The organism is Bradyrhizobium sp. SZCCHNS1022, from assembly GCF_032484835.1.
Classification (GTDB): domain Bacteria; phylum Pseudomonadota; class Alphaproteobacteria; order Rhizobiales; family Xanthobacteraceae; genus Bradyrhizobium.
In genome coordinates this window covers 571,675-595,725 of sequence record NZ_JAUETT010000001.1, presented here as the reverse complement: position 1 = coordinate 595,725, position 24,051 = coordinate 571,675, and the positions used below count along the sequence as shown (strand labels likewise).

Annotated in this window: 22 protein-coding genes; 17 read left to right on the top strand and 5 right to left on the bottom strand. The window is 64.4% G+C overall.

Translation table 11 applies throughout. The annotated features are described in order from the left end of the window. Window positions 1-151: 151 nt before the first annotated feature. Window positions 152-316: a hypothetical protein gene (locus QX071_RS02625; protein WP_315702413.1), complete on the top strand. Its 165-nt coding sequence runs from the start codon at window positions 152-154 to the stop codon at window positions 314-316. 210 nt (window positions 317-526) lie between these two features. Then, entirely contained in the window at window positions 527-1,630 is a 1,104-nt protein-coding gene (locus QX071_RS02620; RefSeq protein ID WP_315702414.1) for an HD-GYP domain-containing protein, read from the top strand. A 120-nt stretch (window positions 1,631-1,750) separates the two neighbouring features. Here the strand turns inward: QX071_RS02620 and QX071_RS02615 are convergent, their stop codons facing one another. Beyond that, complete coding sequence (locus QX071_RS02615; RefSeq protein WP_315702415.1) at window positions 1,751-2,161, bottom strand: VOC family protein; 411 nt, start codon at window positions 2,159-2,161, stop codon at window positions 1,751-1,753. Window positions 2,162-2,265: 104 nt separating this feature from the next. On the opposite strand from QX071_RS02615, the gene QX071_RS02610 reads away from it, so the two are divergent. From QX071_RS02610 to QX071_RS02555, 12 genes are all read left to right on the top strand, one after another. Further along, window positions 2,266-3,240 (top strand): tripartite tricarboxylate transporter substrate binding protein, encoded by a 975-nt coding sequence (locus QX071_RS02610; RefSeq protein WP_315702416.1) that lies wholly within the window; start codon window positions 2,266-2,268, stop codon window positions 3,238-3,240. A gap of 119 nt (window positions 3,241-3,359) precedes the next feature. Beyond that, entirely contained in the window at window positions 3,360-3,665 is a 306-nt protein-coding gene (locus QX071_RS02605; RefSeq protein ID WP_315702417.1) for a DUF3551 domain-containing protein, read from the top strand. Between the two features lie 112 nt (window positions 3,666-3,777). Next, the gene (locus QX071_RS02600; RefSeq protein ID WP_315702418.1) at window positions 3,778-4,395 is read left to right on the top strand and encodes a hypothetical protein; all 618 of its coding nucleotides are present in this window, start codon (window positions 3,778-3,780) and stop codon (window positions 4,393-4,395) included. Next, window positions 4,382-4,774, top strand: a complete 393-nt coding sequence (locus QX071_RS02595; protein ID WP_315702419.1) for a transcriptional regulator — start codon at window positions 4,382-4,384, stop codon at window positions 4,772-4,774. The genes QX071_RS02600 and QX071_RS02595 overlap by 14 nt, the downstream gene beginning before the upstream one ends. A gap of 30 nt (window positions 4,775-4,804) precedes the next feature. Continuing rightward, entirely contained in the window at window positions 4,805-5,551 is a 747-nt protein-coding gene (locus QX071_RS02590) for a di-trans,poly-cis-decaprenylcistransferase (protein ID WP_315702420.1), read from the top strand. Between the two features lie 82 nt (window positions 5,552-5,633). Then, window positions 5,634-7,565, top strand: a complete 1,932-nt coding sequence (locus QX071_RS02585) for a tetratricopeptide repeat protein (RefSeq protein WP_315702421.1) — start codon at window positions 5,634-5,636, stop codon at window positions 7,563-7,565. Between the two features lie 102 nt (window positions 7,566-7,667). Beyond that, window positions 7,668-8,768 (top strand): HlyD family secretion protein, encoded by a 1,101-nt coding sequence (locus QX071_RS02580; RefSeq protein WP_315702422.1) that lies wholly within the window; start codon window positions 7,668-7,670, stop codon window positions 8,766-8,768. Then, a complete protein-coding gene (gene rbbA, locus QX071_RS02575; protein WP_315702423.1) occupies window positions 8,765-11,530 on the top strand; it encodes a ribosome-associated ATPase/putative transporter RbbA in 2,766 nt (921 codons plus the stop codon). The genes QX071_RS02580 and rbbA overlap by 4 nt, the downstream gene beginning before the upstream one ends. 6 nt (window positions 11,531-11,536) lie before the next feature. Further along, complete coding sequence (locus tag QX071_RS02570; RefSeq protein ID WP_315702424.1) at window positions 11,537-12,664, top strand: ABC transporter permease; 1,128 nt, start codon at window positions 11,537-11,539, stop codon at window positions 12,662-12,664. A 240-nt stretch (window positions 12,665-12,904) separates the two neighbouring features. Further along, window positions 12,905-13,156: a hypothetical protein gene (locus QX071_RS02565; RefSeq protein ID WP_409977468.1), complete on the top strand. Its 252-nt coding sequence runs from the start codon at window positions 12,905-12,907 to the stop codon at window positions 13,154-13,156. A 108-nt stretch (window positions 13,157-13,264) separates the two neighbouring features. After that, window positions 13,265-14,068 (top strand): dienelactone hydrolase family protein, encoded by an 804-nt coding sequence (locus tag QX071_RS02560; protein ID WP_315702425.1) that lies wholly within the window; start codon window positions 13,265-13,267, stop codon window positions 14,066-14,068. 162 nt (window positions 14,069-14,230) lie between these two features. After that, window positions 14,231-15,880, top strand: a complete 1,650-nt coding sequence (locus tag QX071_RS02555; RefSeq protein WP_315702426.1) for an amidohydrolase — start codon at window positions 14,231-14,233, stop codon at window positions 15,878-15,880. Window positions 15,881-15,908: 28 nt separating this feature from the next. On the opposite strand, the gene QX071_RS02550 is transcribed toward QX071_RS02555, so the two are convergent. Together QX071_RS02550 and QX071_RS02545 are read right to left on the bottom strand one after the other, a co-directional pair. Further along, entirely contained in the window at window positions 15,909-17,564 is a 1,656-nt protein-coding gene (locus tag QX071_RS02550) for an acetolactate synthase large subunit (RefSeq protein ID WP_315702427.1), read from the bottom strand. A 797-nt stretch (window positions 17,565-18,361) separates the two neighbouring features. Then, a complete protein-coding gene (locus QX071_RS02545; protein WP_315702428.1) occupies window positions 18,362-18,931 on the bottom strand; it encodes a pyridoxamine 5'-phosphate oxidase family protein in 570 nt (189 codons plus the stop codon). Window positions 18,932-19,021: 90 nt separating this feature from the next. On the opposite strand from QX071_RS02545, the gene QX071_RS02540 reads away from it, so the two are divergent. Continuing rightward, a complete protein-coding gene (locus tag QX071_RS02540; protein ID WP_315703153.1) occupies window positions 19,022-19,840 on the top strand; it encodes a helix-turn-helix transcriptional regulator in 819 nt (272 codons plus the stop codon). 123 nt (window positions 19,841-19,963) lie between these two features. Here QX071_RS02540 and QX071_RS02535 read toward each other — a convergent pair whose 3' ends face one another. Both QX071_RS02535 and QX071_RS02530 read right to left on the bottom strand, forming a co-directional pair. Beyond that, a complete protein-coding gene (locus tag QX071_RS02535; protein ID WP_315702429.1) occupies window positions 19,964-20,206 on the bottom strand; it encodes a hypothetical protein in 243 nt (80 codons plus the stop codon). Between the two features lie 335 nt (window positions 20,207-20,541). Beyond that, entirely contained in the window at window positions 20,542-21,525 is a 984-nt protein-coding gene (locus tag QX071_RS02530; protein WP_315702430.1) for a VOC family protein, read from the bottom strand. A 140-nt stretch (window positions 21,526-21,665) separates the two neighbouring features. Between QX071_RS02530 and QX071_RS02525 the strand changes: the two genes are divergently transcribed. After that, complete coding sequence (locus QX071_RS02525; RefSeq protein WP_315702431.1) at window positions 21,666-22,457, top strand: DNA-binding transcriptional regulator; 792 nt, start codon at window positions 21,666-21,668, stop codon at window positions 22,455-22,457. Window positions 22,458-22,526: 69 nt separating this feature from the next. Next, window positions 22,527-24,050, top strand: coding sequence for a bifunctional 3-(3-hydroxy-phenyl)propionate/3-hydroxycinnamic acid hydroxylase (locus QX071_RS02520; protein ID WP_315702432.1), 1,524 nt, complete (start codon window positions 22,527-22,529; stop codon window positions 24,048-24,050). Window position 24,051 lies beyond the last annotated feature (1 nt).

Genomic DNA, 24,051 nt, shown 5'->3' with positions numbered 1-24,051 from the left:
GATGCTGGTGTGTTGCGCCGCAGTCTAGCGTGATCCGGCGGATCAGGAAAACAGCCGCGGCTTGCAACAGCATGTGGTCGGATCGCATGCCTCGCACCACATCGCAAAGCATAGAGCGCAGGGCGCGCGAGTTGGCGCGGATGTCTTTGGGATGTCGTCGCGCCGTCACGATATCGCGATCATTGTTCCCAGGTGCGGATGGGGATCGACTTCTCGCTGGAGCGCAAAGCCCCGCAAGCCGGCCGCCTGCGTAGCCCATGTCGCGGTGGCGCGCTCGGGTGAGGTCAAGGTGAAGAAGGGCGCGATGAAGGCGTAGGGTTGCGGAGGGTGTGATGCGGACCGGGCGCCGGTACGCCTTCCCGCGGATCTTTTGATTCAAATCGTCCGGAATTCCCGCGCATTCTCGCGATCAGGTTAGCTTCGCGGTTACCGCAATGCAGACAGTTTGAACGAGCTGCTTAAGCCGCGAGGAACTCGCGGCCGGGTAAATTCTGCCGGCAACAAAACGGCCCGGGGGCGCGCACGCATGACTGCAGTAGCCAAGAAGACCGCATCCGCAACCAAGCGCCATTTGTTGCTGGCATCGGATCGCGGCGACCAGAGCAGCGAGCTCGCGCGCATCCTGCGGTCGGTCGGCGACGTCGACATGATCCCGACCGCCGAGATCCCGGAAGATCCAGAAGGCCGCTTCTCCGGCGTCATCGTCGACATCAATCTGCGCTCGCCGGAGAGCGTGCAGCGAGTGCGCAAGAAGCTGTCGTCGCGCGCTTACAGCGATATGCCGCGGCTGTTCGTGCTGCAAGAGGCTCTGCATCACGCCACCATGCAGGCCTGGGCGCTCGGCGCGACCGATACGATCGCCCGTCCGTTCAGCCCGGGGGATGTGCTGCAGCGGGTCCGCGGTGCCTTTCCCGGCAATGACGGCTATGACGAGACCGATCGCGGCAAGCTGCTCAACCGCGGCGTCGAGGCGGCGCACGAGGTCATGGTCAAGATCTTCGAGAAGCTGCCGGCCGGCGTGCCGCTGTCGATGGACGACATCATCGCGGCCGAGGGCAGGATCCTGAAGGCCATCAAGCATTCGTCGCTGCGCGAATGGCTGACCGTCGTCGGCTGCCATCACAACGACACCTACCGCCACTGCCTGTTCGTGACCGGCTTTGCGGTCGGCTTTGCGCTGCATCTCGGCATGCGCGACGGCGACCAGCGGCGCCTGACCCGCGCCGCGCTGCTGCACGACGTCGGCAAGGCGTTCATTCCGGTCGCGGTGCTCGACAAGCAGGGCAAGCTGACATCCGACGACATCGCGATCCTGCGGCAGCACCCGCGGCGCGGTTATGAAGCGCTCTCCGCGCAAGGTGGCTTCCCGCCGGAAATGCTCGACGTCATTCTGCACCACCACGAATTTCTCGACGGGACCGGCTATCCGAACGCGCTGCGCAGCGAACAGATCAGCGACATCGTGCGGCTCACCACGATCGTCGACATTTATAGCGCGCTGACCGAGCGGCGAGCCTACCGGGCGCCGTTCCCGCCGGCCCGCGCGTTCGCGATCATGGAAAACATGGGAGCGAAGCTGGATCAGCAGCTGTTGCAGGCCTTCCGCCCCGTTGCGATGGGTGCACATTGATCTGACGGGTCGCGTGCTCGCCGGCGCGGATCGCATTCGCGCCGCGGTCCGCGGACGCGTTTCCCCCGTTACTTAGCCATCGCGCGCAACGTGGCCCGCTCCGGGGCGTCGAAGCAGCTCTCATTCGGCATACGACGAAATCTCGATCAGGCTGCCGTCGGGATCGCGGCAGTAGACAGACCGCAAGGTGCCGCGGGCGCCCTGCTTGGCGACCGGCCCCTCCTCGATCGTCACGCCATGCGCCTTGAGATGCGCCACCACGTCCTCAGGCGCGGCCGTGGTGAGGAAACATAGATCGTCGCTGCCGGCCATCTCGTGGTCGGCGGTGAACCAGTCGGCTTTGTCCGCGTCCTTCGGCCGCACATTGATCTTCTGATTGCCGAACATCAGCGAGGTGCGTTTCGCCTTGCCCGGACCGGGGTCGAATACGACGACCTCCATGCCCAGGATCTTGCGATACCATTCCGTCGTGCGGGCGACGTCGCTGACATTGATCACGAGGTGATCGAGCGCATTGACCTTGACCGACATGGACTATCCCTTTTTCATGAAGCGGGTGATCCGGTCTCAAGACCGCCAGCTAAGACGGCGGCGGACGGGCCAGCAATAACAACGATAATGCCTCGGGGAAACGCATGATCTCACGTCGCCACGCGATCGGCCTGATCGCTTCCGCAGTTCCGGCCACTGCCTTCATCCGCGGCGCGTCGGCGCTGGACTATCCGACCCGCCCGATCCGCTTCGTGGTCGGCTATCCGCCTGGCGGCGCCACCGACATCCTGGCAAGGCTGATCGGTCAGCGGCTTTCGGAGAGCATGGGGCAGCAATTCGTGATCGAGAACAAGCCGGGCGCCGGCAACAATATCGGCACCGAATCCGTCGTGAACGCCGCCCCCGACGGCTATACGATTCTCCTCGTCAATCCGGCGAACTACATCAACGCCACGCTCTACGCCAACCTGAAGTTCAATTTCGTCCGAGACATCGCGCCGATCGCCTCGTTCAATCGCGTGCCGAATGTGATCACCGTGAACAAGGACGTGCCGGCCAACAACGTCGCCGAATTCATTGCCTATCTGAAGGCCAATCCCGGCAAGGTGAACATGGCCTCCTCCGGCAACGGCACCTCGGTGCATCTGTCGGGTGAGATGTTCATGGCGATGACCGGCACCAAGATGCAGCATGTGCCCTATCGTGGCGCGGCGCCGGCGATCACGGATATGCTCGGCGGCCAGGTGCAGGTGATCTTCGACAATATGCCCTCGATCATCCAGCACATCCGTTCGGGCGCGCTGCGGGCGCTGGGCGTCACGACAGCCGAGCGTTCGCCTCAATTGCCGGAGGTACAGGCGATCGCCGAGACCGTGCCGGGCTATGAGGCGAGCGCGCTGTTCGGGGTCGGTGCGCCCAGGACCACGCCGAAGGAGATCGTCGCGGCGCTCAACAAGCAGATCAACACCATCCTGGCCGAAGCCGAGACGAAGAAGCGCCTCATAGAGCTCGGCGGCGAGCCGCTGATCCAGTCTCCGGAGGCGTTCGGCGCGATGATCGCGGCCGAAACCGAGAAGTGGAAGAAGGTGGTCGAGTTCGCCGGGCTGAAGGTGGAATAGCGCGGCGGTGTGGCTCCGTCGCTTCACGACGAACGCATCGCGCGAGGCCCGCGAAAATGTCGTTTTTTGACCATGGCACCGTGCTTCAACGCGCTTCGGTGACGGAGGAGGCAGGAATCATGCGTCGGATCGCGTTGATGGCAGCGGCCCTGGTTGGTACGGGCTTGGCGAGCACGGCCAGCGTCACGCCGGCGGCGGCATACGAATATCCCTGGTGCGTGCAGGGCCGCGGCGTCGGCTATCCCGGTGACTGCTCCTACCAGACATTCGCTCAATGCCAGGCCAGCGCGTCCGGACGCTTCGTGTCCTGCGGCATCAACCCGGTGGTTGCTTTCGCGCGCGCTCGTCGGGGTCTTCCGGTCTATGCCGACGAACTGCCGCCCCCGCAACGTCGGCGGTATTATCGCTACCGTCAGTATTACTGAGGGAGAAAATCGGTCGCGCAGCACGTGAAAGACCTTGCATCCACTTTGCAAGGCCGTATACTTTGCCGTACAAAGTACGAGTTGGTCCGGTTCGACTCGTTCGGGGTATGAGATGCGCGATCTCGACAAGGCGCTCGCCGACATCGGCGCCATTCGCAGTCAACTCGCTGCCGGCACCGCGTTCCGCGGCTATGGTCCGGCCACGATGGCGGCAACGTCGGCCGTTGCGCTCATCACCGCGGTGCTGCAGCACACCTTGCTGGATGATCCCACAGCTCAGCCGTTAGCTTTCCTTCTGGGCTGGGCCGCCGCGGCGGTCCTGTCGCTCGCGATGATCTGGGTCGAGATGCGGGCGCGCTCGCGCCGGCATCACTCCGGTCTTGCGGACGCGATGATCCACCAGGCGGTCGAGCAGTTCCTGCCCGCAGGGATTGCCGGCGTCCTGCTGGCAATCCTGTTGTGGAGGTTCGCCCCCGAAGCGCTCTGGATGCTGCCGGGGCTCTGGCAGGTGTTGACCTCGCTCGGCGTATTCGCCTCGGTCCGCCTGCTGCCGCGCACCGTGGCGCTGGCGGGCGCCTGGTATTTTCTCGCCGGCTTTGCCGTGCTCGTGCTGGCCAGCGCAACCCACTCGCTGTCGCCTTGGACCATGGGCCTGCCGTTCGCGGTCGGTCAGGCGTTGATGGCGGCAATTTTGTATTTTGCGTCCGGAGAAGCCGATGTCGAAGACTGATAACAGCGCGCCATTCTCTTACGACGGGCTCGACCGCGTGATTCACGAAAAGGCGCGGCTCGGCCTGCTCACATCGTTGATCGCGCATCCAAAGGGGCTGGCCTTTGCCGACCTGAAGCAGCTATGCGGACTGACCGATGGGAACCTGTCGCGACACCTGCAAGTGCTGCAGGACGCGGGCCTCGTCGAGGTGATGAAAGGATATGAGGGCAACCGCCCGCATACCACTTGCCGCCTGACCAAGACCGGCCGTCGTCGCTTCCTCGACTATCTTGCCGTGCTCGAAGGTTTGGTGCGCGACGCTGCCAAAGCCGCCGGCAAGGAGCCCGTCGGCAAGGATGCGGCCGCCTCGCTCGGCGTGCTGCCAAGCCGGGCTTGATCTCCCCTTTTTTTGACCAGGAGCTTTGTGATGCAAAGTCCTTTCCAGCCTCAACATGAACCGATCGTGAGCGAGAAGCTCCATGTCGGGATCATCATGGACGGTAACGGCCGCTGGGCCACACGGCGCGGATTGTCGCGGCTGCGCGGGCACGAGGCCGGCGTGGAGGCGATCCGCCGCGTGGTCGAAGCGGCGCCGGAGCAGGGCGTCGGCACCCTGACGCTCTATGCGTTTTCCAGCGACAATTGGCGCCGCCCGCGCGCCGAGGTCGCAGGACTGATGACGTTGCTGCGCGTCTATCTCACCAACGAGGTCCAGGCGCTGGTGCGCAACGGCGTGCGGCTGACCGTCATTGGCCGTCGCGACCGCCTGCCGGATGGGATCGCGGCCGCGATCGTCCGCGCCGAAGCAGCGACCAAGGCCGGCACCACCTTGCACCTGCGGATCGCGGTCGATTACTCGGCGCGCGACGCGATCCTGAACGCTGCGCTGAAGGCGCGCGAGCTCGGCGAGCTCAGCCGCGAGACCTTCTCGAACCTGGTCACCGGTGAGGCCGGGTTGCGCGACGTCGACTTGATCGTCCGCACCTCGGGCGAGCAGCGGTTGTCCGACTTCCTGTTGTGGGAAGGCGCCTATGCCGAGCTGCATTTCACCTCGCGTATGTGGCCCGACTTCGATGCGCAGGACCTCGCGCAAGCCTTGGCCTCTTTCCATGGTCGCGAGCGCCGCTTCGGCGGGCTCCAGGCGCTGCCGCTGGCTCCGGCGCCGAGCCTTTGAGACCGATAAGACCGCGCGGAACAATCTTCTCCGGAATCCGGGAATCATCTACTGCTGCCTGCAGGAGTGGCAGAAATCCGCGATGAATCGCCAGCAGCGCCGGCCTTCCGGCAAGTCCAACAAGGTCGCCGGCGCCACGCAGCCCGATACGGCAGAGGCGCTGTGCGCGGCGGCGCTTCGAATGTTGCGGGCCGGCCGGGTGGCGGATGCCGAACAGGCCTGCCGGCGTGCGCTGACCCTGGATCCGGGCCATGCCGATGCGCTGCATGCGATGGGACGGGTTTGTCTTGCGACGGAGCGGCACGATCTTGCGATCGAATGGTTTGCCCGTGCGATCACCCAGGATCCGGCGGTCGCTGACTACTTCGTCGATCTCGGCCAGGCGCTGCGCGCGAGCGGGCGATGGGACGAAGCCATCAAATGCTACGATCGCGCGCTGCAGCTGAAGCCCGATGCGGTCGAAAGCTGGGAGGCTCTTGGCGCGCTGTTGCAGCAGCAGGGCAGGTTCAGTGAAGCCGCGCAGGCCTATGACCAGGCGCTGCAACTCGTCCCGCAGCGGGCTGAGACCTGGTTTCGGCTCGGCGAGCTGTTGAAGGCGCAGGACCGCCACATCGAGGCGGCATTGAGCTTCGATGAAGCGCTGAAATGCGGGCACAATGATCTCGACGCCGCCAATCACGCGGGGTTGGCCTATTTCGACGCCGACCGCTATGACGACGCGATTGCGCGGTTCGACCGCTCGCTGCAGCTGAAAGCGGATCAGCCCGGCGTGCTCTGCCTCAAAGGCATCTCGCTCAGGCGGGTGCGTCGCTACGCCGAAGCGCTCGAGGTCGGAAAACGCGCCCATGCGCTGGCACCGCACGACCCGGATATCGCCAACAGCCTCGGCTGCATCCTGCAGAATCTGGGTCGGCATGACGAGGCCATTGCCGTGTTCGATACGGCGATCGCCATCCGGCCGGACGTTGCCGATTTTCACAATCATCGCGGCACGTCGCTCGCCGAGCTGCACCGCTTCGAGGCGGCGTTTGCGAGCTTCGAGCGCGCGATCGCGCTGAAGCCGGACTTTGCCGATGCGCATTGGAACGCGGCGCTGTTTTGGCTCCTGACCGGCGATTTCGAGCGCGGCTGGGCGGCGCGCGAATGGGGCCGCAACTGCCGCGCGGTCGGCTTCGTCGAGCGCAGATTTTCCGCTCCCTTGTGGCTCGCCGATGCGCCGCTCGCGGGCAGAACGATCCTGCTGCACAGCGACGAAGGGCTCGGCGACACCATCCAGTTCTGCCGTTATGCGACTATGGTGGCCGCGCAAGGCGCGCGCGTGCTGCTGGAAGTCGATGCGGTGCTGCAGCTGCTGCTGGCCGGCGTTGCCGGCGTGGAACGATGTCTTGCACGCGGCGTCGATGAATTGCCCGCCATCGACTTTCATTGTCCGTTGTCGAGCCTGCCGCTTGCTTTCGCAACACAGCTGGAAACGATTCCGTCCGCGCCGTCCTACCTGTCGCCCCCGCCGGCCGCGCGCATGCAGATGTGGCGGGATCGGCTCGGCCCGACCGGAAAGCTGCGCGTCGGTCTGGTCTGGTCGGGCAACCCCGCCCATCTCAACGACCACAATCGCTCGGTGCCGCTGTCGGCGCTGGCGCCGCTCCTCGAGCTGAATGCGCAGTTCATCAGCCTGCAGAAGGAACCTCGCGCCGCGGATCGGGCGTTTCTCGCGCTGCGTCCGGACATCCTCGATCTGACCGCCGATATCGTGGACTTTGTCGACACCGCGGCGCTGATCTCCTGCCTCGATCTCGTCATCACGGTCGACACCAGCGTTGCCCATCTTTCGGGCGCCCTCGGCACGCCGACCTGGATCATGCTGCCGTTCACGCCGGATTATCGCTGGTTGTTGAACCGTGACGACAGCCCCTGGTATCCGAACGTGCGATTGTTCCGGCAGGATCTGGGCCGCGACTACGCCCCGGTGATTGCGCGCGTGCGCGATGAGCTGAACGCCATAACCAAAACTTGATCCCGTCTCGCCAGGCGCCGCGCGCGCCGTTTGAGCTGCGTCAACGGATCCGCGGGTGCCTGTGGCACGACACGGGTGTTCTGGAATGCAAAGGCGTTGTACATGGATCCGCAGCAAGATCAGCTCGTCGCCGCTCCGCAAGCCGCGAGCGCATCTGAGCCCCATCGGGTGGATCCAGCTCACGTCAGCGCTCTGCCCGTTCCCGTGCGGCATGTTGCCCGTCCGAGGCGCCGCTTCTGGCCGTTCCTGCTGCTCGCTGCCGTTCTCGGCGCCGGCGCGGGCGGCGGCTATCTCTACTGGAAGCATCTGCATCCGCCGCTGCCGGTCGGCATCAGCTTCGGCAACGGCCGCATCGAGGCCGACGAGATCGATATCGCCACCAAATACGCCGGACGCGTCGCCGCGTTGTTCGCCGACATCGGCGATACGGTGGTGCCCGGGCAGGTGGTCGCTCGAATGGACACCCAGGAGCTCCAACAGTCGCTGTCGAAAGCCGAGGCCCAGGAGCAACAGGCGCAACATGTCGTCGACCAGGCGCAGGCGAACGTCACGCAAGCCCAGACGCAGAAGACCCTGGCCGAGCAGGAGATGCAGCGAACCCGCGCGCTGTTGCAGAACGGTTGGACCACCAAGGAAATCGCCGACCAGCGGCAGCAGACGCTCGATGCGGCCACCGCGGGGCTCATCGGCGCTCAGGCCAGGGTGTCGGAAGCCGGGCGTGCGTTGGAAGCGGTTCGTCATGATGCCGCGCTTTATCGCGTGCAGATTGCCGACAACTCGCTGATCGCACCGAAAGCCGGCCGCATCCAGTATCGGCTCGCCAATATCGGCGAAGTATTGGCCGCAGGCGGCAAGGTCTTCACCATGCTCGATGTCGGCTATGTCTATATGGACATCTTCCTGCCGACCGAGCAGGCCGGCAAGGTCAAGGTCGGAGCCGACGCCCGCATCGTCCTCGATGCCTACCCCGACCATCCGATTTCCGCCAAGGTTTCGTTCGTCGCCAGCGAAGCGCAGTTCACGCCCAAGACGGTGGAGACGCAGACCGAGCGCGACAAGCTGATGTTCCGCATCCGCGTGCGGGTCGACCAGGAGCTGCTGGCTGCGCACGCCGATGCCGTCAGGAGCGGGCTGCCGGGCATTGCCTATATCCGCTGGAAGCCCGACGTCGCTTGGCCAGCCAGCCTGCAAGCATCGCCATGAGCGTGGGTGGGCCTCCGGTTGCGGTGATCAGGAACGTCTCGCAGCGCTATCGCGACGTCACCGCCCTCGACGATGTCTCGCTGGATCTTCCATCCGGCTGCCTTGTCGGCCTGATCGGCCCCGACGGGGTCGGAAAGTCGTCGCTGCTCTCGATCGTGGCCGGAGCCCGCGCGATTCAGGAAGGACAGGCGACCGTCCTTGGCGCTGATATTGGGGACCAGCGCGCACGGGCCAAGGTCTGCCCGCGCATTGCCTACATGCCGCAAGGCCTGGGCAAGAACCTCTATCCCGATCTCAGCGTCCGCGAGAACATCGAATTCTTCGCCCGCCTGTTCGGCCAATCGAAGGACGAGCGCGAATGGCGCATCACCGAGCTGCTCGAGAGCACGGGGCTGGCAGATTTCGCGGACCGTCCGGCCAAGAAGCTCTCCGGCGGCATGAAGCAGAAGCTCGGATTGTGCTGCTCGTTGATCCACGATCCCGATCTTCTCATCCTGGATGAGCCGACCACCGGCGTCGATCCGCTGTCGCGTCGCCAGTTCTGGGATCTGATCGATCGGCTGCGCGCGCGCAGTGTCGGCGGCATGAGCGTGATGGTCGCCACCGCCTATATGGAAGAGGCCGAGCGCTTCGATTGGCTGATTGCCATGAACGATGGTCGCGTGCTCGCGACCGGCTCGCCCGCGGAGCTCAGGGCGCAGACCGGCGCTGCCTCGATCGAAGACGCCTTCGTCGCATTGTTGCCGCAAGCCCCCGGCCAGGCACAGGCGGAGATGCCGATCCGCGTGGCGCTCGACGGCAGCGCCGAGCCCGTGATCATCGCGCGCGACCTCACCTGCCGGTTCGGCAACTTCACGGCCGTGGACCGTGTCAGCTTCTCGATCCGCAAGGGTGAGATCTTCGGCTTCGTCGGCTCCAACGGCTCCGGCAAGACCACCACGATGAAAATGCTCACCGGCTTGTTGTCGCCGAGCGAAGGCGAGGCCCTGATCTTCGGGCGTAGCATGGAGGCCGGCGATAACAAATCCCGCCAGCGGGTCGGCTACATGTCGCAAGCCTTCTCGCTCTATGGCGAGTTGACGGTGCGGCAAAATCTCGTCCTGCATGCACGATTGTTTCATCTGCCGCTCGATCAGGCAGGAAAACGCATCGACGAACTGGTCGATCGCTGCGATCTCGCCGACCATCTCGACAGTCTCGCGGCCGATCTGCCGCTCGGCATCCGCCAGCGCTTGTCGCTTGCGGTTGCGATCGTCCACAAGCCGGACTTGCTGATCCTGGACGAGCCGACGTCGGGTGTCGATCCGGTGGCGCGCAACCAGTTCTGGCGCCTTCTGATCGAGCTGTCCCGCCGCGACGGCATGACGATCTTCGTCTCGACGCACTTCATGAACGAGGCGGCGCGCTGCGACCGTCTGTCCTTGATGCACGACGGTCGCGTGCTTGCGACCGATACCCCCGAGGGATTGGTTAGGGCCAAAGGCGTGCAAACGCTCGAGCAAGCCTTCATCGCCTTCCTCGAGCAGGATGCGGGCGTGGAGGACGGCGCATCGGTCACGCTGACCCAGACGAATCCCGACCGCGCGGTTGCGGCAAGATCGGCGGAAGCCGGATCGGAGGCCGACGGAAGGCGCGCGTTGTTCAGTTCGCGACGGCTGTTCGCCTATACGATCCGGGAGGGGCTCGAACTGGTGCGCGATCCGATCCGGCTGCTGTTTGCGCTGTTCGGCACCGCCTTCCTCATGATCGTGATCGGCTTCGGCATCTCCACGGACGTCAACAATCTGACTTTTGCGGCGCTCGATCACGATCAGACGCCGGAAAGTCGCGCCTATCTCTCGGAATTGCGCGGTTCGCGCTATTTCACCGAACGGCCGCCGATCACCGATTACGCCGACCTGGAACGGCGCATGAAGAACGGCGACATCAAGGCCTCGATCGAGATTCCGCCGAACTTCGGCGTCGACATCAAGCGAGGCCGCCCGGCTTTCGTATCGGCCTGGATCGACGGCTCGATGCCGTTCCGCGCCGAGACCATCCGCGGCTATCTTCAGGGCACGCATCTGCTCTATCTGTCCGATCCGGCCGTCAAGACCACGCAGCCGGCTGCGCCTTCGCCCGCCACTATCGCCATCCGATTCAAGTACAATCAGTCGTTCGACAGCATCTATGCGATGGTACCGACCACGATCGCGCTGATGCTGGCGCTGTTTCCGGCGATCCTGATGGCGCTGGCGGTGGTTCGCGAGAAGGAGCTCGGCTCGATCACCAATCTCTACGTCACGCCGGTGACGCGATTGGAATTCCTGCTTGGCAAGCAGCTGCCCTATATCGCAGTCGCCTTGGTCAATTTCGTCGTCATGTTCATCATGGCATTGTGGCTGTTCCGAGTGTCCTTCAAAGGCAGCCTGCTGCCGCTGCTCGTCGGAACTCTGGTCTATGTCTTCACGACGACCGGCTTCGGCATGCTGATCTCGACCTTCTGCCGAACCCAGATTGCGGCGCTGTTCGGGACTGCAATCCTGACCATCCTGCCGGCCACCCAGTTCTCCGGCATGCTGGTCCCGGTGTCCTCGCTGTCGGGATTCGCCCAGCTGCTCGGGATGTGCTTTCCGATGACCTACTTCCGTCCGATCACGGTCGGTACCTTCACCAAGGGTCTCGGCTTTGCCGATCTCGGCCAATATATCCTGATGCTGCTCGTGTTCATTCCGGTGCTGACGACGCTGAGTCTCGTCCTGCTGCCGAAGCAGGAGCGGTGAGGCGCCATGCGCTCGCTGTCCAACATTTTCTGGCTCGGAACGAAGGAGTTGCGCAGCCTGTTCGGCGATTTCGTGCTGATCGGTCTCGTGATCTATTCGTTCACCGTCGCAGTGATCAGCCAGGCGCAGAGCAACTCGCAAGAGCTTTACCACGCCTCCATTGCCGTGGCTGACGAGGATAACTCCGAACTCTCGCGTCGGATCATCGGTGCATTTCTGCTGCCCTACTTCCAGCCACCGGTTCATATCGCGGAAGGACAGATCGAGCCGCTGATGAACAACGGCAAGTTCACCTTCGTGCTGGACATTCCGCCGAACTTCCAGCGCGACGTGATGGCCGGTCATAAGCCGTCCTTGCAGGTCAATGTCGATGCCACGGCGATGGTCCAGGCGGGCCTCGGCTCTGGCTACATCCTGCAGATGATCGACACCGAGATCGACTGGTTCCTGGCCCGGGCGCAAAAAACGCCGTTGTCCCCGGTCAATCTGGTGACGCGGATCGCGTTCAATCCGAATGTCGACACCGCCTGGTTCGAAGGCGTGATGGGCATCATCAACAGCGTCACCATGCTCGCGATCATACTGGCCGGAGCTGCGCTGGTGCGCGAGCGCGAGCATGGCACCATGGATCATCTGCTGGTGATGCCGCTCTCGCCATTCGAGATCGCCATGTCGAAGATATGGGCCAATGCGCTGGTGATCGCGGTCGCAGTGATGCTGGCGCTCTATGTCGTGGTTCGGCTCATCCTTGGCGTGCCGATCAACGGCTCGATCCCGTTGTTCATGGTGGGCGCGGTCCTTTACCTGTTCTTTGCCACCGCCGTCGGCCTGTTTCTCGGGACGATTGCGCGCTCGATGCCGCAGCTTGGGCTGCTCTATATCCTGGTTGCCGTCCCCATGAACATGCTGTCCGGCGCCTCGACCCCGGTCGAGAGCCAGCCGGAATGGCTGTCCACGATCATGAAGGCGTCGCCCTCGACCCATTTCGTGTCGTTCGCGCAGGCGATCCTGTATCGCGGCGCCGGGTTCGATGTGGTTTGGCCGCAGTTCCTCCTGGTTGCCGGCATCGCCGCCGTGTTTCTGGGGCTGACGATCTGGCGCTTCCGCGCCTCGGTCACCGCGACTGGTGCGTAGCCGAAAGGAGACACCCTCCGGCCCTCTGCCGAACAGGGTTTCGGGATGTTTAACCGCGCGGGCGAGAAGGACGACGCGGCATGCGCCGCTCGGCCGTGCCGGTCTGGGCACGCTGGCCTGGGCGCGCTGGCAACGGTTCGCCAACCATCGCATCGGCCGAACCGGGCCGCTAACGATTTCGAAAATCGCGCTGGTGCACCGTGGTTCTGTCCTGAGGGGGACAGAGTGGGGAGATTGAGCATGACGATGAATGGGGAAGCCGTCCTGGAAAACGTGCGCCGCTATCGCACCATCGCATCCTTGTATCGCCAGACCGCAGCGCGCCGCCCGCATCAGCGCTGGTCGCTGCTGGAGCAGGCGGAAGAGTGGGAAAGCCGCGCCGTCGCCGAGCTTGAGGACTATTTTGCCGCGCGCAGCGCTGCGAGCGCGTTCGCGGTTTCGCATCAGGCCTTTCGTGCGCCGGCGCGCTGGGAGATGGCCGCAGCCGCCTAAGCCGCAGCAGCTGCGTGTCGCGTATCCTGGGATCGCGGCACCGACTTGACAGTCCGTTCCCGCCGGTCCCTTTTGCCGTAAGTGGTCTAGGCATAAGGATCTGTCACGATGTCGACGCCGGATATCCCATCCATATCCATTGCGACCCTCCCGGTCACCCGCAGGACCGTCCTGAGCGGTCTTGCCCTTCTTGTTGCAGCTCACCCTTTGCGCGCGGAGCCTGCCGAACAGTTCAACGTGGAGTCGGCCGAAGGCCCGATCGCTTTGACCCGCTATGCCGCAAGCGGCACGGCGAAGCGGCCAAGCGTCCTGGTTCTGCACGGCGCGCGCGGTGTCGAATTGAGGCAGCGTGCCTACGAACGCTATGCCAACGCGCTGACGGAAGCGGGCATCGACACCTACCTGGTGCGCTATTACAGCCCGGTCGACGAACAGGCGCTGGCGAAGATCAGCACGCGGGAAGCTCGCATCGCTCATCAGGACGCACGATTTGCTGCCTGGGCCGAGCGGGTATCGTCGGTTATCTCCGCGGTCTTGGCGCGGCCCGATAGTTCCGGCCGGCTTGGCCTGGTCGGATTTTCGCTCGGCGGCTTCGTTGCTGCGGCGACAGCCGCGCGCGATGAGCGCGTTGCCGCGCTCGCAGTGCTGTATGCCGGCATGCCCGACCAGATCGCGCCCGGCGTGAAGCATATGCCGCCATTGATCGAGCTGCACGGCGATGCCGATCGCAACGTCCCGCTGGCGCGCGGCAAGGCTCTGGTCGAACTCGCCAAGGCGGTGGGGGCACCGGCCGAGCTCGTCACCTATCCCGGCAAGGCCCATGGTTTCGACTTCGCCGACAATGATCCCGCGACGGGCGATGCCGTGGCGCGCGTCGTCAGTTTCTTTCGAGAACGGTTGCCGACGGCTTGAGCAGAAATGCCGGCTGAAGCCGCCGCGTCGCGTGCACGCCGCGATCACCTTGCGCAAATTTTCCTCACGCCCCGCCATCGCATTGCCCCATGCGGCAAGCGCGATTGACATCACCGCATCGGCCCGCTGAGCTTGGCGCGACAGGCAATCGGGGCGTAGGCAATGGACAAGGCAGATCTCATCGTCGGCAACGGCCGCATCTTCTGCGGCCTGAATGACGGCTTTGTCGAAGCGCTTGCCGTCGCTGGCGGTCGCGTCCTTGCAACTGGCAAAGTATCCGATATCGCAGGCCTTGCCGGTCCCGCGACGCGCACGATCGATCTCGGCGGCCGCCTCGCAGTGCCCGGGCTGAACGATGCGCACATGCATCTGCTGCCCTTTGGTCTCCATATGGCCGAGATCAATCTGCGCCCCGAGACGGGCGCGCGCAGCGTCGGCGAGATCCTGCGCCGGATCGCGGAAAAGGCCAAAACGGCCTCGCCCGGCGAGTGGATTCTTGGCCGCGGTTACGACCACAACGAGCTTGCAGAAAAGCGCCACCCCACGGCCGCCGAGCTCGACCGCGTCGCGCCTGATAATCCGGTCTACATCAAGCGCACCTGCGGCCATGTCGCGATCGCCAATACGCTGGCGCTGCGCGAGGCCGGCATCGGCCACAACACGCCGAGCCCGGATGGCGGGCTGATCGAGCGGCGCGACAATGAGCTGACCGGGCTGTTGGCCGAGCGCGCGATGCGTCTGATCGTCGAGGTCGCCCCGAAGCCGACCCGGGCCGAGCTGCGCGCGGCGATCGACCGTGCGAGCCGCTTTATGCTGTCGCAGGGTTTCACCAGCGTGATGGATGCGGCGGTCGGCATGTCCGCCGGGATGGAAGAGATCGCGGCCTATGAAGAACTCGCGGCCGCGAACGAATTGCCGTTGCGGGTCTGGGCCTGCATCTACGGCAATCCCGACGGTATCGGCGACAAGGCCTTTGAAGCCGGCTATCGCTTCGGCCGCCGTACCGGCCTGTTGCGCTATGGCGCGATGAAGGTGTTCGGCGACGGCAGCGCCGGCGGCCTGACCGCGGCGATGAGCGAGCCTTATTTGGTCGGCGAGCCTGACAATCGCGGCATCTTCTGCTTCTCGGATACCGAGATGCATCAGTTCCTGGCGCATTATCACGCGCTCGGCTATCAGCTCGCGATTCATGCGATCGGCGATGCCGCGATCGAGCAGGTGCTGGGTGGGATCGAGAAGGCCGGCACGACAGATCAGCCGATCGAGGGCCGCCGCCACCGCATCGAGCATTGCGGCTTTCTCAGTGACAGCCAGATCGTGCGCATGGCGAAAGCCGGCATCGATCCGGTGCCGCAGCCGATCTTCATGTACGAGTTCGGTGACCTCTATCTGCGCAATGTCGGCGCCGAGCGCACGGCCGCGGCCTATCCGATGCGCAAATGGCTCGATGCCGGCCTGCACCCGGCGGCGAGCTCGGATGCGCCGGTGTCGACCACCGATCCGTTCAAGAACCTGTTCACGATGACGACGCGGATGTCGAACCGCCACACCGTGCTGGGGCCGGATCAGGTGCTCTCGATGGCCGAAGCGCTGCATGCCTACACTTATTGCGGCGCTTACACGCAGTTTGCAGAACATGAAGTAGGACGGCTGGTGCCTGGGCAGGCGGCCGATATCGCGGTGCTCAGCGATGACCTCTTCGCGATCGAGCCTGCTCATCTGGAGCATGATGTCCGCTGCGATCTCACGCTGCTGAACGGCAAGGTGGTGTTCGATCGCGCCGGCGAGCTGGGCGCCGCCGCGGCGGAGTAGATTGTCCAGGCAGGAACGTGGCGCTCATTCACCTCCTCCCGCACCCGCCTCCCGGCGCATGCGCCTGCAGCTCCTGCACCAGCACGCGCATGTTCTCCGAGTAGTCCACCGGAACGCTCACAAGATGCACGCCCTGTGCATCGAACGCGGCTTCGAGCGCCGGAGCCAGCCCGTCGGCCGTCGCCACCCGGCTGCCCTTGGCGCCATAAGCCTGCGCGTAAGCGACGAAATCGGGATTGCCGAAGGTCATGCCGAAATCGGGAAAGCCGTCGACGCCCTGCTTCCAGCGGATCATGCCATAGGCATTGTCCTGCAGGATCAGCACGACCAGGTTCACGCCGAGCCGGACCGCCGTCTCGAGCTCCTGCGAGTTCATCATGAAGCCGCCGTCGCCGCACACCGCCATGACGCGCCGATCGGGATAAAGACACGCAGCCATGATCGCCGACGGCAGCCCGGCACCCATGGTCGCAAGCGCATTGTCGAGGAGCAGCGTGTTGGCGACGCGGGTCCTGTAGTTGCGGGCGAACCAGATCTTGTACATGCCGTTGTCGAGGCAAACGATGCCGTCCTCGGGCATCACCTTGCGCACGTCGTGCACGATCCGCTGCGGTGTCAGCGGATAGCGGCTCTCCTCGGCGCGGTCTGCGATGTGGCGGAGGATCTCCGCGCGCAGCGTCAGCAACGCGCCGGCATTCGGCAGTTGGCCTTCGAGCCGGTCAGCCAGCAGCTTCAGACTTGGACCGACATCGCCGATGAGCTCGGCATGCGGAAAGAACACCTCTTCGACCGTCGCGGGAAGATAGCCGACGTGGAGCACCGTCGGCCCGCCGGGCCCCATCAGGAACGGCGGCTTCTCTACGGTGTCGTGGCCGATGGCGATGATCAGGTCGGCGCGGTCGACCGCGTCGTGAACATAGTCGCGCTCGGAAAGCGCGGCGGTGCCCATGTAGAGTCCGGAGCCGCCGGCCACCGAGCCCTTGCCCATCTGCGTGTTGAAAAACGGAATCTGCAGGCGGCGGACGAAATCGGCGAGCGCCGCCGCGATGCGTGGCCGGCTGGCGGCGGCACCTAACATGATCAGCGGCCGCTGTGCGGCTCTGATCAGCTCGGCCGCGCGATCGAGGGCTGCGGGCTGGGCGACCGGCATGTCGATCGGATGCGGCGGGATCGGAGCGGTGTCTGCAGTTTTGGCGGCGGCGATGTCTTCCGGCAGTTCCAGATGCACCGGTCCCGGCCGCTCCTGCTGAGCCACGCGAAAGGCGTCGCGAACGATCGAGGGAATGGTCGCCGGACTGACGATCTGGCGCGCCATCTTGGTCAGCGGCGTCATGGTCGAGACCATGTCGACCACCTGAAACCGCGCCTGCTTGCGGCTCAGAATGCCTTTCTGTCCCGTGATCATGATCATCGGCATGGCACCGAGCAGCGCATAGGCGGCGCCGGTCGTGAAGTTGAGTGCGCCCGGTCCCAGTGTCGCCAGGCAGACGCCGGGGTGGCCGGTGAGCCGACCGTGGGTGGCGGCCATGAAGGCTGCGGCCTGTTCATGCCGTGTGAGCACCAGCTCGATGGGAGAGCGCCGGAGCGCTTCGACCACATCGAGATTCTCCTCGCCAGGTACGCCAAAGATCCGAGTGACGCCCTCGTTCTGCAAGGCGGCGACCAAAAGCTCTGCACCGTTCATCGGCTTGACCTCTCGCATTGGTTCGGACGAATGTCAGGACGAGGTGGATGCCTCCACCCCCCTGAACGTGTCTGCATGACTCGACCGGATCGATCGGGCCGCTGCAATCTCTAATTCCGCGCTCGCGCGGTCTTGATGATGATGTTCGGAACGATGCAAGGAAGCGGTGCACGAGACGATCCAAGCCGCCGCGGTCTCGCGGTGCTGATGCGCCCGAGTTGTGCTGAATGCGAGCCCTCTGCAAGCGAGAGGGGCAGGGAAGACCAGGTGCCGGCTGGCACCCATGGCCCCCGTGCGTGAAGAAGTGCACGGGGCAGGAACCACAGGCTCAGCCGAGATGACCCGGCCTTCCCTGCGCGATGGTGTTACGGCTTACTCCGCGCTCTCCCCGGGGATCGGCTCTCTTGCCCCCGTCATCAGCGCGATGCCATCTCATCGCAGAGCGATGTCGAGTGGCACCGTCGCGAACTTAGCGCCAGCACCGAGGCGCCAGGACCACGCGGCTTGGCCGTCCGCAAGAGCACCGTTCGTCCGCATTCAATGAATGCTGCCAATGAATGCTGCAATGCCTCGCGGCCACCGCTTCCCGCCTCACGTATCGTGACGATCGCGCGTACGCCCTCTGCACGAGGCTGGATGGCAGTAGATAATCATGAATTCTGAAAAAACGAAAGAAGAATATTTTTCGTTCGTGATCTGGACAGGGGTCATCGTATTGAGCGAATGGGCGGAATCGGCTTTTGGGCGCGAGCGGCCGTTCGCGGAAATCCGCCAGCACGATGCCATCCCGAGTAGCCTCAACGCATCCCGGCCATGCTGTCCGGGGAGAAGCCGGTCGGCAGCCCGTCGATGCTTTTCGTGTTCTTAAGCCCCCAATATTTGCGCAGATTGTCGAGCCCCTGCGCGGTCCAGTAGCGGATCAGGCTGCCCCGTTCCTCCTTGTAGTCGAAGAGAGGCACGCCCATGCCGCACGACGTCTGCACCAGATCGACGGCGAGACGCACGATCTGGCGGGCTCCGGGCATCTCCTCGAACTGCGGGAGCAGGGCGGCATAATCCGGTGTGCCGCGCATCAGCGACCGCCCCTGACCGTACAGGCGCAGGATGACGGGCGGGCCTTCGAATGCGCAGAACATGATGGTCAGCCGCTTGTCTTCGGAGGCCGCGAGGTGGGCGCGGGTCTCGCTGCCGCTGCCGGTGCAATCGAGGTAGGCCACCTCGTTGTCGGCGAGGACGCGCAGAGACGATAATCCTTTCGGTGAGACGTTGATGCGCCCCTTCGGCGGGGCAGTGGCGACGAAAAATATCTTCTGCCGCGCGATGAAATACCGGTGCTCCGGCTCGATCTTCGCGAACTGCTTGCCCATGCCGATCCTCCCTTCCCTTCCAGATGGCGAAGGGTATCATCGGCGGCATGCCGGTTTAATATCGGAACTTATCCTAGTATTTCCTGCACCATGAAGGGACACGCACCGGAAAACCAAGCCCTCTCTCTGGGGGCATTTCTGTGCTCGTTAAGAGAGCGCCAGGATCCAGCCGCGCACGGACTTGCTGGCGCGCCACGGCGGCGCACGCCCGGTCTCAGGCGCGAGGAACTGGCGCAGCTCTGCGGATTGAGCGCGACCTGGTACACATGGATCGAGCAGGGCCGCGACGTTTCCGTTTCGCCCGCGGCACTTGCCCGTCTGGCGCGAGGCCTGCGCCTGTCGCGGGCCGAGCGAAGCTATCTGTTCGAACTGTCCGGCAAGCGCGACCCCGACAGGGCCGATACCGACGACAATCCCCCGGATGAGATGCTTGGCTGTGTCGATGCGATCGACGGTCCGGCCTATATCCTCGACCGCACCTGGACGGGGCGTCGTTGGAATGCCAAAGCGGCGCGACTATTTGCGGGCTGGCTCGATCGCGGGGGCGAGCCCAACCTGCTACGTTATATCTTCCTGCGGCCCGAGGCGCGCTCGCTCATCGTCGATTGGGACATTCGCGCACAGCGCGTCGTTGCCGAGTTTCGTGCTGCAACCACGGGGCACGTCGATGATCCCGCGGTGTGCGGTCTGGTCGAAGAGTTGCGTGGGAAGAGCCCCGATTTTGCGCGCTCCTGGGCGGCCCATGGCGTGCTGGCCCGCGAAGGCGGCGAGCGCATCTTCAAACACCCGGCTGATGGGCTGCTGCACTATCAGCAAGTCTCAATGTCGTTCGCGGGCTGGGCGGATTTTCGACTGACAATGTTGATTGCGGGGCCCGAGACGCGCCAGCGATGGCCGGAAGCCACCTGAATCAATCGAAGAGCCCGAGCGCGTCGAAAAGCGCCAACACGCCTTCCCCCGCTAGGCTGCTGTCTGAGCCCGAGGGGAAGGCGATGATGGAATGATGGAATAATGGATCAACGAGAGCTGACGTTATTGCGTCTTGATAGTTCCGTTCGCGTTGTAGTCGTTCCTCGGGTTGTAGCCGGAGTCGCGCAGGTTCTGGAAATACAAGGCGCGGTCATCGTTGCTCACACCGGCCGGCGCACTGACCGGAGGTCCGCCGACGCGGGCATACGCGTTCATTGCGCGCTGATGATGGTTCCGAGGCGCGGCCGAAGCGGCGGAAGCGGCGAGAGTGAGGATAGCAAGACTGACAAGAATACGTTTGGTCATAGTCAGCTCCTTGATGTCGCTTTGATCCAGGAGTGATTCCTAAAATTCTCAAAACATCTCCTGGTTGCGACGCAATGAAAATTCAACGATTGGAGGTGAGTCTTGATCTGGATCATGGTTCACCAGCATGTGAATGAGCCTCCAGCGGCATGGATCGCGGCAAGTCCGAAGGATCGAGCAGTCAGGACGGCGCATGACCCGAGGTCTCCGCACCCCGCAACTCATAACTACATGACGCTCGGTGCCGGCCGAAGCGCGGCCGGATCAGAGGCGCCGTCGGGAGAGCATCAGAGATCGAAATCGCCGCTCGCTGTGCCGCCCACAGCAACATCAGCTCATTCCTGCGCGATCACCGTGTCCAGCCAGGGGCAGTTCAAGGGCGGCACGCTGGGGTCCGGCACGCGAATGCCGCGCGCGGCGGCGGACAGCCGCATGTCCCGCAGCCGCTTGCGCTGCTCTTCCGGCATGTACAAGCGCTCGTGGCCCCAGAGCGAGGGGCCATCGAAGGTCTCATGCGGCTGCCAAGTCTTGGGATCGATGATCCGGCCGCCCCAGCCATATTCGATGAAGAAGCCCGACGGCGTATTGACGTAGAACGAGGTCATGTGATCGTTGGTGTGGCGGCCCAGCGTGTAGGCCACGCGGCCATCTTCGAGCTGCGCGAGATCATAGCCTTGCCCGACATCGTCGAGGCTGCCGACCTCCACCATGAAATGATGCAGCGCGCGGCGCCCCGAGCCGACCATCGCAAAACTATGGTGCCGGCCGTTGACGTGGAAGAAATAGAGCTTGTAAGGGGTGAGCCCGAAGTCCGAGACCTTGAAGCCGAGCAGGTCGCGGTAGAACTGCAACAGCGGCTCGACCTCCTCGACGTTGAGCACGACGTGCCCCATGCCGAGCGGGCCGGTGCGAAAGCCGGAGATCGGTCGCCCCGGCCGGAAGGGATCGGACGCGAGCGCCGCGCCCCAGAACGCTTCGATCGGATGGCCGGCGGGATCTTGAAAGGAGATCAGCTCGGTGACGTGGCGCTGCTCGGCCAACGCCCGCGCGCCCCGCGTCACCCTGACCCCATGGTCTTCGAGCCGCCCGGCGAGGCGGTCGAGCGCCGCCGCATCGGCAACTTCCCAGCCCATCACAGCGAGTCCGGAATCGTCGCTGCCGTCGACGATCAGCCGTTGCTTGCGATCGTCCATGCGGTAGGCCTGCACCTTGGCCGCACCATCGACCCGCTGCATTCCGAGCAGGTCGGTGGCCATACGGCTCCACTGCTCCAATTGGGAGGACTTGATGCCGACGTAACCCAGTGCGGTGATTTCCATGCTGTCCTCCCGACAGGGGCTGGTGCGGAATTTCGTATCAGCCCTGTTCGTTCCTGCAGTAGACTGTCGTCCCTGCATCCGGTTCGCGTTTTCAAGACGGTATCGGCGAGCGGATGAGAAGGACAGGGAGGAATTTCAAGGTGTCCAAGCAACGGACGCGATCTCCGCGGGCCCGTCCGGCGGAGGGTGTCCGCGCCTTCAAGCGTGGTCTCGACGTGCTGCGCGAGGTCAATCGATCCGGCGGCATCCGCGCCGGCGATGTCGCGCGCCAGCTCGATCTGCCGCGGCCCACGGTCTATCGCCTGCTGGAGACGCTCGAGGAACTCGGCTATGTCGCGCGTAGCGCCAGCGATGATCGCTTCCGTGTCACCCGTCACGCCTTGAGCCTTGGCGACGGCTACGATCCCGGCATCTTCATCTGTCAGGTGGCCGCGTCCTATCTCGCCGAACTCAGCAGGACGCTGGTGTGGCCGGTCGATCTGTCGACCTATGAGAATGCGTCGATGGTCATCCAGGAGACCACCCATGCGCGCAGCCCGCTCTCGATCGATCGCGGCATGATCGGCAAGCGCCTGCCGATGCTGCAGACCTCTGCCGGCCGCGCATATTTGGCCGCCTGCGCGCCGGCAGAGCGCGACGTCATCATCAACCATCTGCGGCGCATCGATGATGCCGACGACCGCCCGTTTCTCGCGCCCGACCGTTTGAAGCGCATGATCGTGGAGACGTCTCAGCGCGGCTACGCCATCCGCAATGAAGGCGAATATAACGCCAGGACATCCTCCATCGCCGTGCCGATCACCCGCGGCGACGTCGTATTCGGCTGCATCTCGATCATCTGGATCCGCTCGGCGATGTCGCTGGATGAGGCCGTCGCGAAATACGCCGCTCCGCTGCTCGAAACCGCCGCTGCGATCCCGGTCGAGGCCTGAGCGTCCGCTGCGCGGACAGTTCGCACCCGCGCCTTGAAGCTGCGAGGCGGTTGCGGAACAGATGCGGATATGAGCGACATATCCGCATCTTCCGGAAGCTTCGACGTGGTCATCGTGGGCCGGGGCCCGGTCGGCGCAACGCTTGCCAATTTGCTCGGGCTATGCGGCGTGCGCACGCTGGTGCTGGAACGCGAGGCGAAGACCTATCACTTGCCGCGCGCGGTGCATTTCGATGACGAATGCATGCGCGTGTTCCAGACCGTCGGCCTTGCCGACGCGATCCTGCCGCACGTCACCTTGAGTCCCGGCATGCGGTTCGTCGATGCCGAGGGCCGGCTGCTGCTCGATTGGCCGCGCCCCCGCGAATTGACGCCGATGGGGTGGAATCTCAGCTACCGCTTTCATCAGCCAGATCTCGAGGATGTGCTCAACAAGGGCCTGGAGCGCTGGCCCGACGTCGAGCTGCGCAACCGCTGCGATGTGTTTGCCATTGATCAGGATCGCGATGGCGCGCGGGTTCGCTACGAGGACCTGGGCACGGGCCAGCTCCTCGAGGCGACTTGCGCCTATGTCGTGGGGTGCGACGGTGCGCGCTCGCTGGTGCGTCGCTTCATCGGCTCAGGCCTGGACGACCTCGGTTTCCATGAACGCTGGCTGGTGCTCGACGTGCTGCTCAGGAGCGAGCGGCCTGATCTTGGCGATTTCAGCGTTCAGCATTGCAATCCGCAGCGGCCGGCGACCTATATCCGCGGCACCGGCAACCGCAGGCGTTGGGAGATCACGGTTCGTCCCGATGAGGATGTCGTCGAAATCGCGCAGCCGGCGCGGGTGTGGGAGCTGTTGTCGCCGTGGCTCAGGCCCGACGAGGCCGAGATCGAGCGCGCCGCCGTCTATACGTTTCATTCGGCCGTTGCCAAGCAGTGGCGCGCGGGACGGCTTTTGCTGGCCGGTGATTCCGCGCATCAGACGCCACCCTTTCTCGGCCAGGGCATGTGCGCCGGCATTCGCGACGTCGCCAATCTCGCCTGGAAGCTGGCCTATGTCGTCGGCGGCAGGGCCGCGCCTGACCTGCTCGACAGCTATCAGAGCGAGCGTGCTCCGCATGTGCGAGAGTTCATCGAGCTTGCGATCCGGCTCGGCGGGCTGATCAACACCAAGGCCGTCGAGGTCGCGCTGGCGACCGGAACGCCCCATGACAATGGCCAGCTCAAGCTCGATGTCCAGAAGCCGGTGCTCGGCCCAGGTCTTACCGGCGGCGACACCGGCATGACGGGAAAGCTGGCGCCGCAATTCCGCTTGGACAATGGCGAGCGCGCCGATGATCGCGTCGGCTATCGCTCTGCATTGCTATGCGGCGCCGATCTCGGCTCCGCCCTGAGCGAGCAGCACCGCGCGATCATGGCCGCAGCGGGTGTCGAGCTTCTGCACAGCGAGGAGGCCGCCGGTCTTGAAGACTGGCTGCACCGGTGCGGCCTCAAGGCCGTGCTGATGCGGCCGGACCGCTACATCCTGGGAGGCGTACGCAAAGCCGACGATCTCGCCGCGCTGCTGTCCACGCTCTCCTTCGCGGCGCCGATGCCGAGCGCTGCTTGAT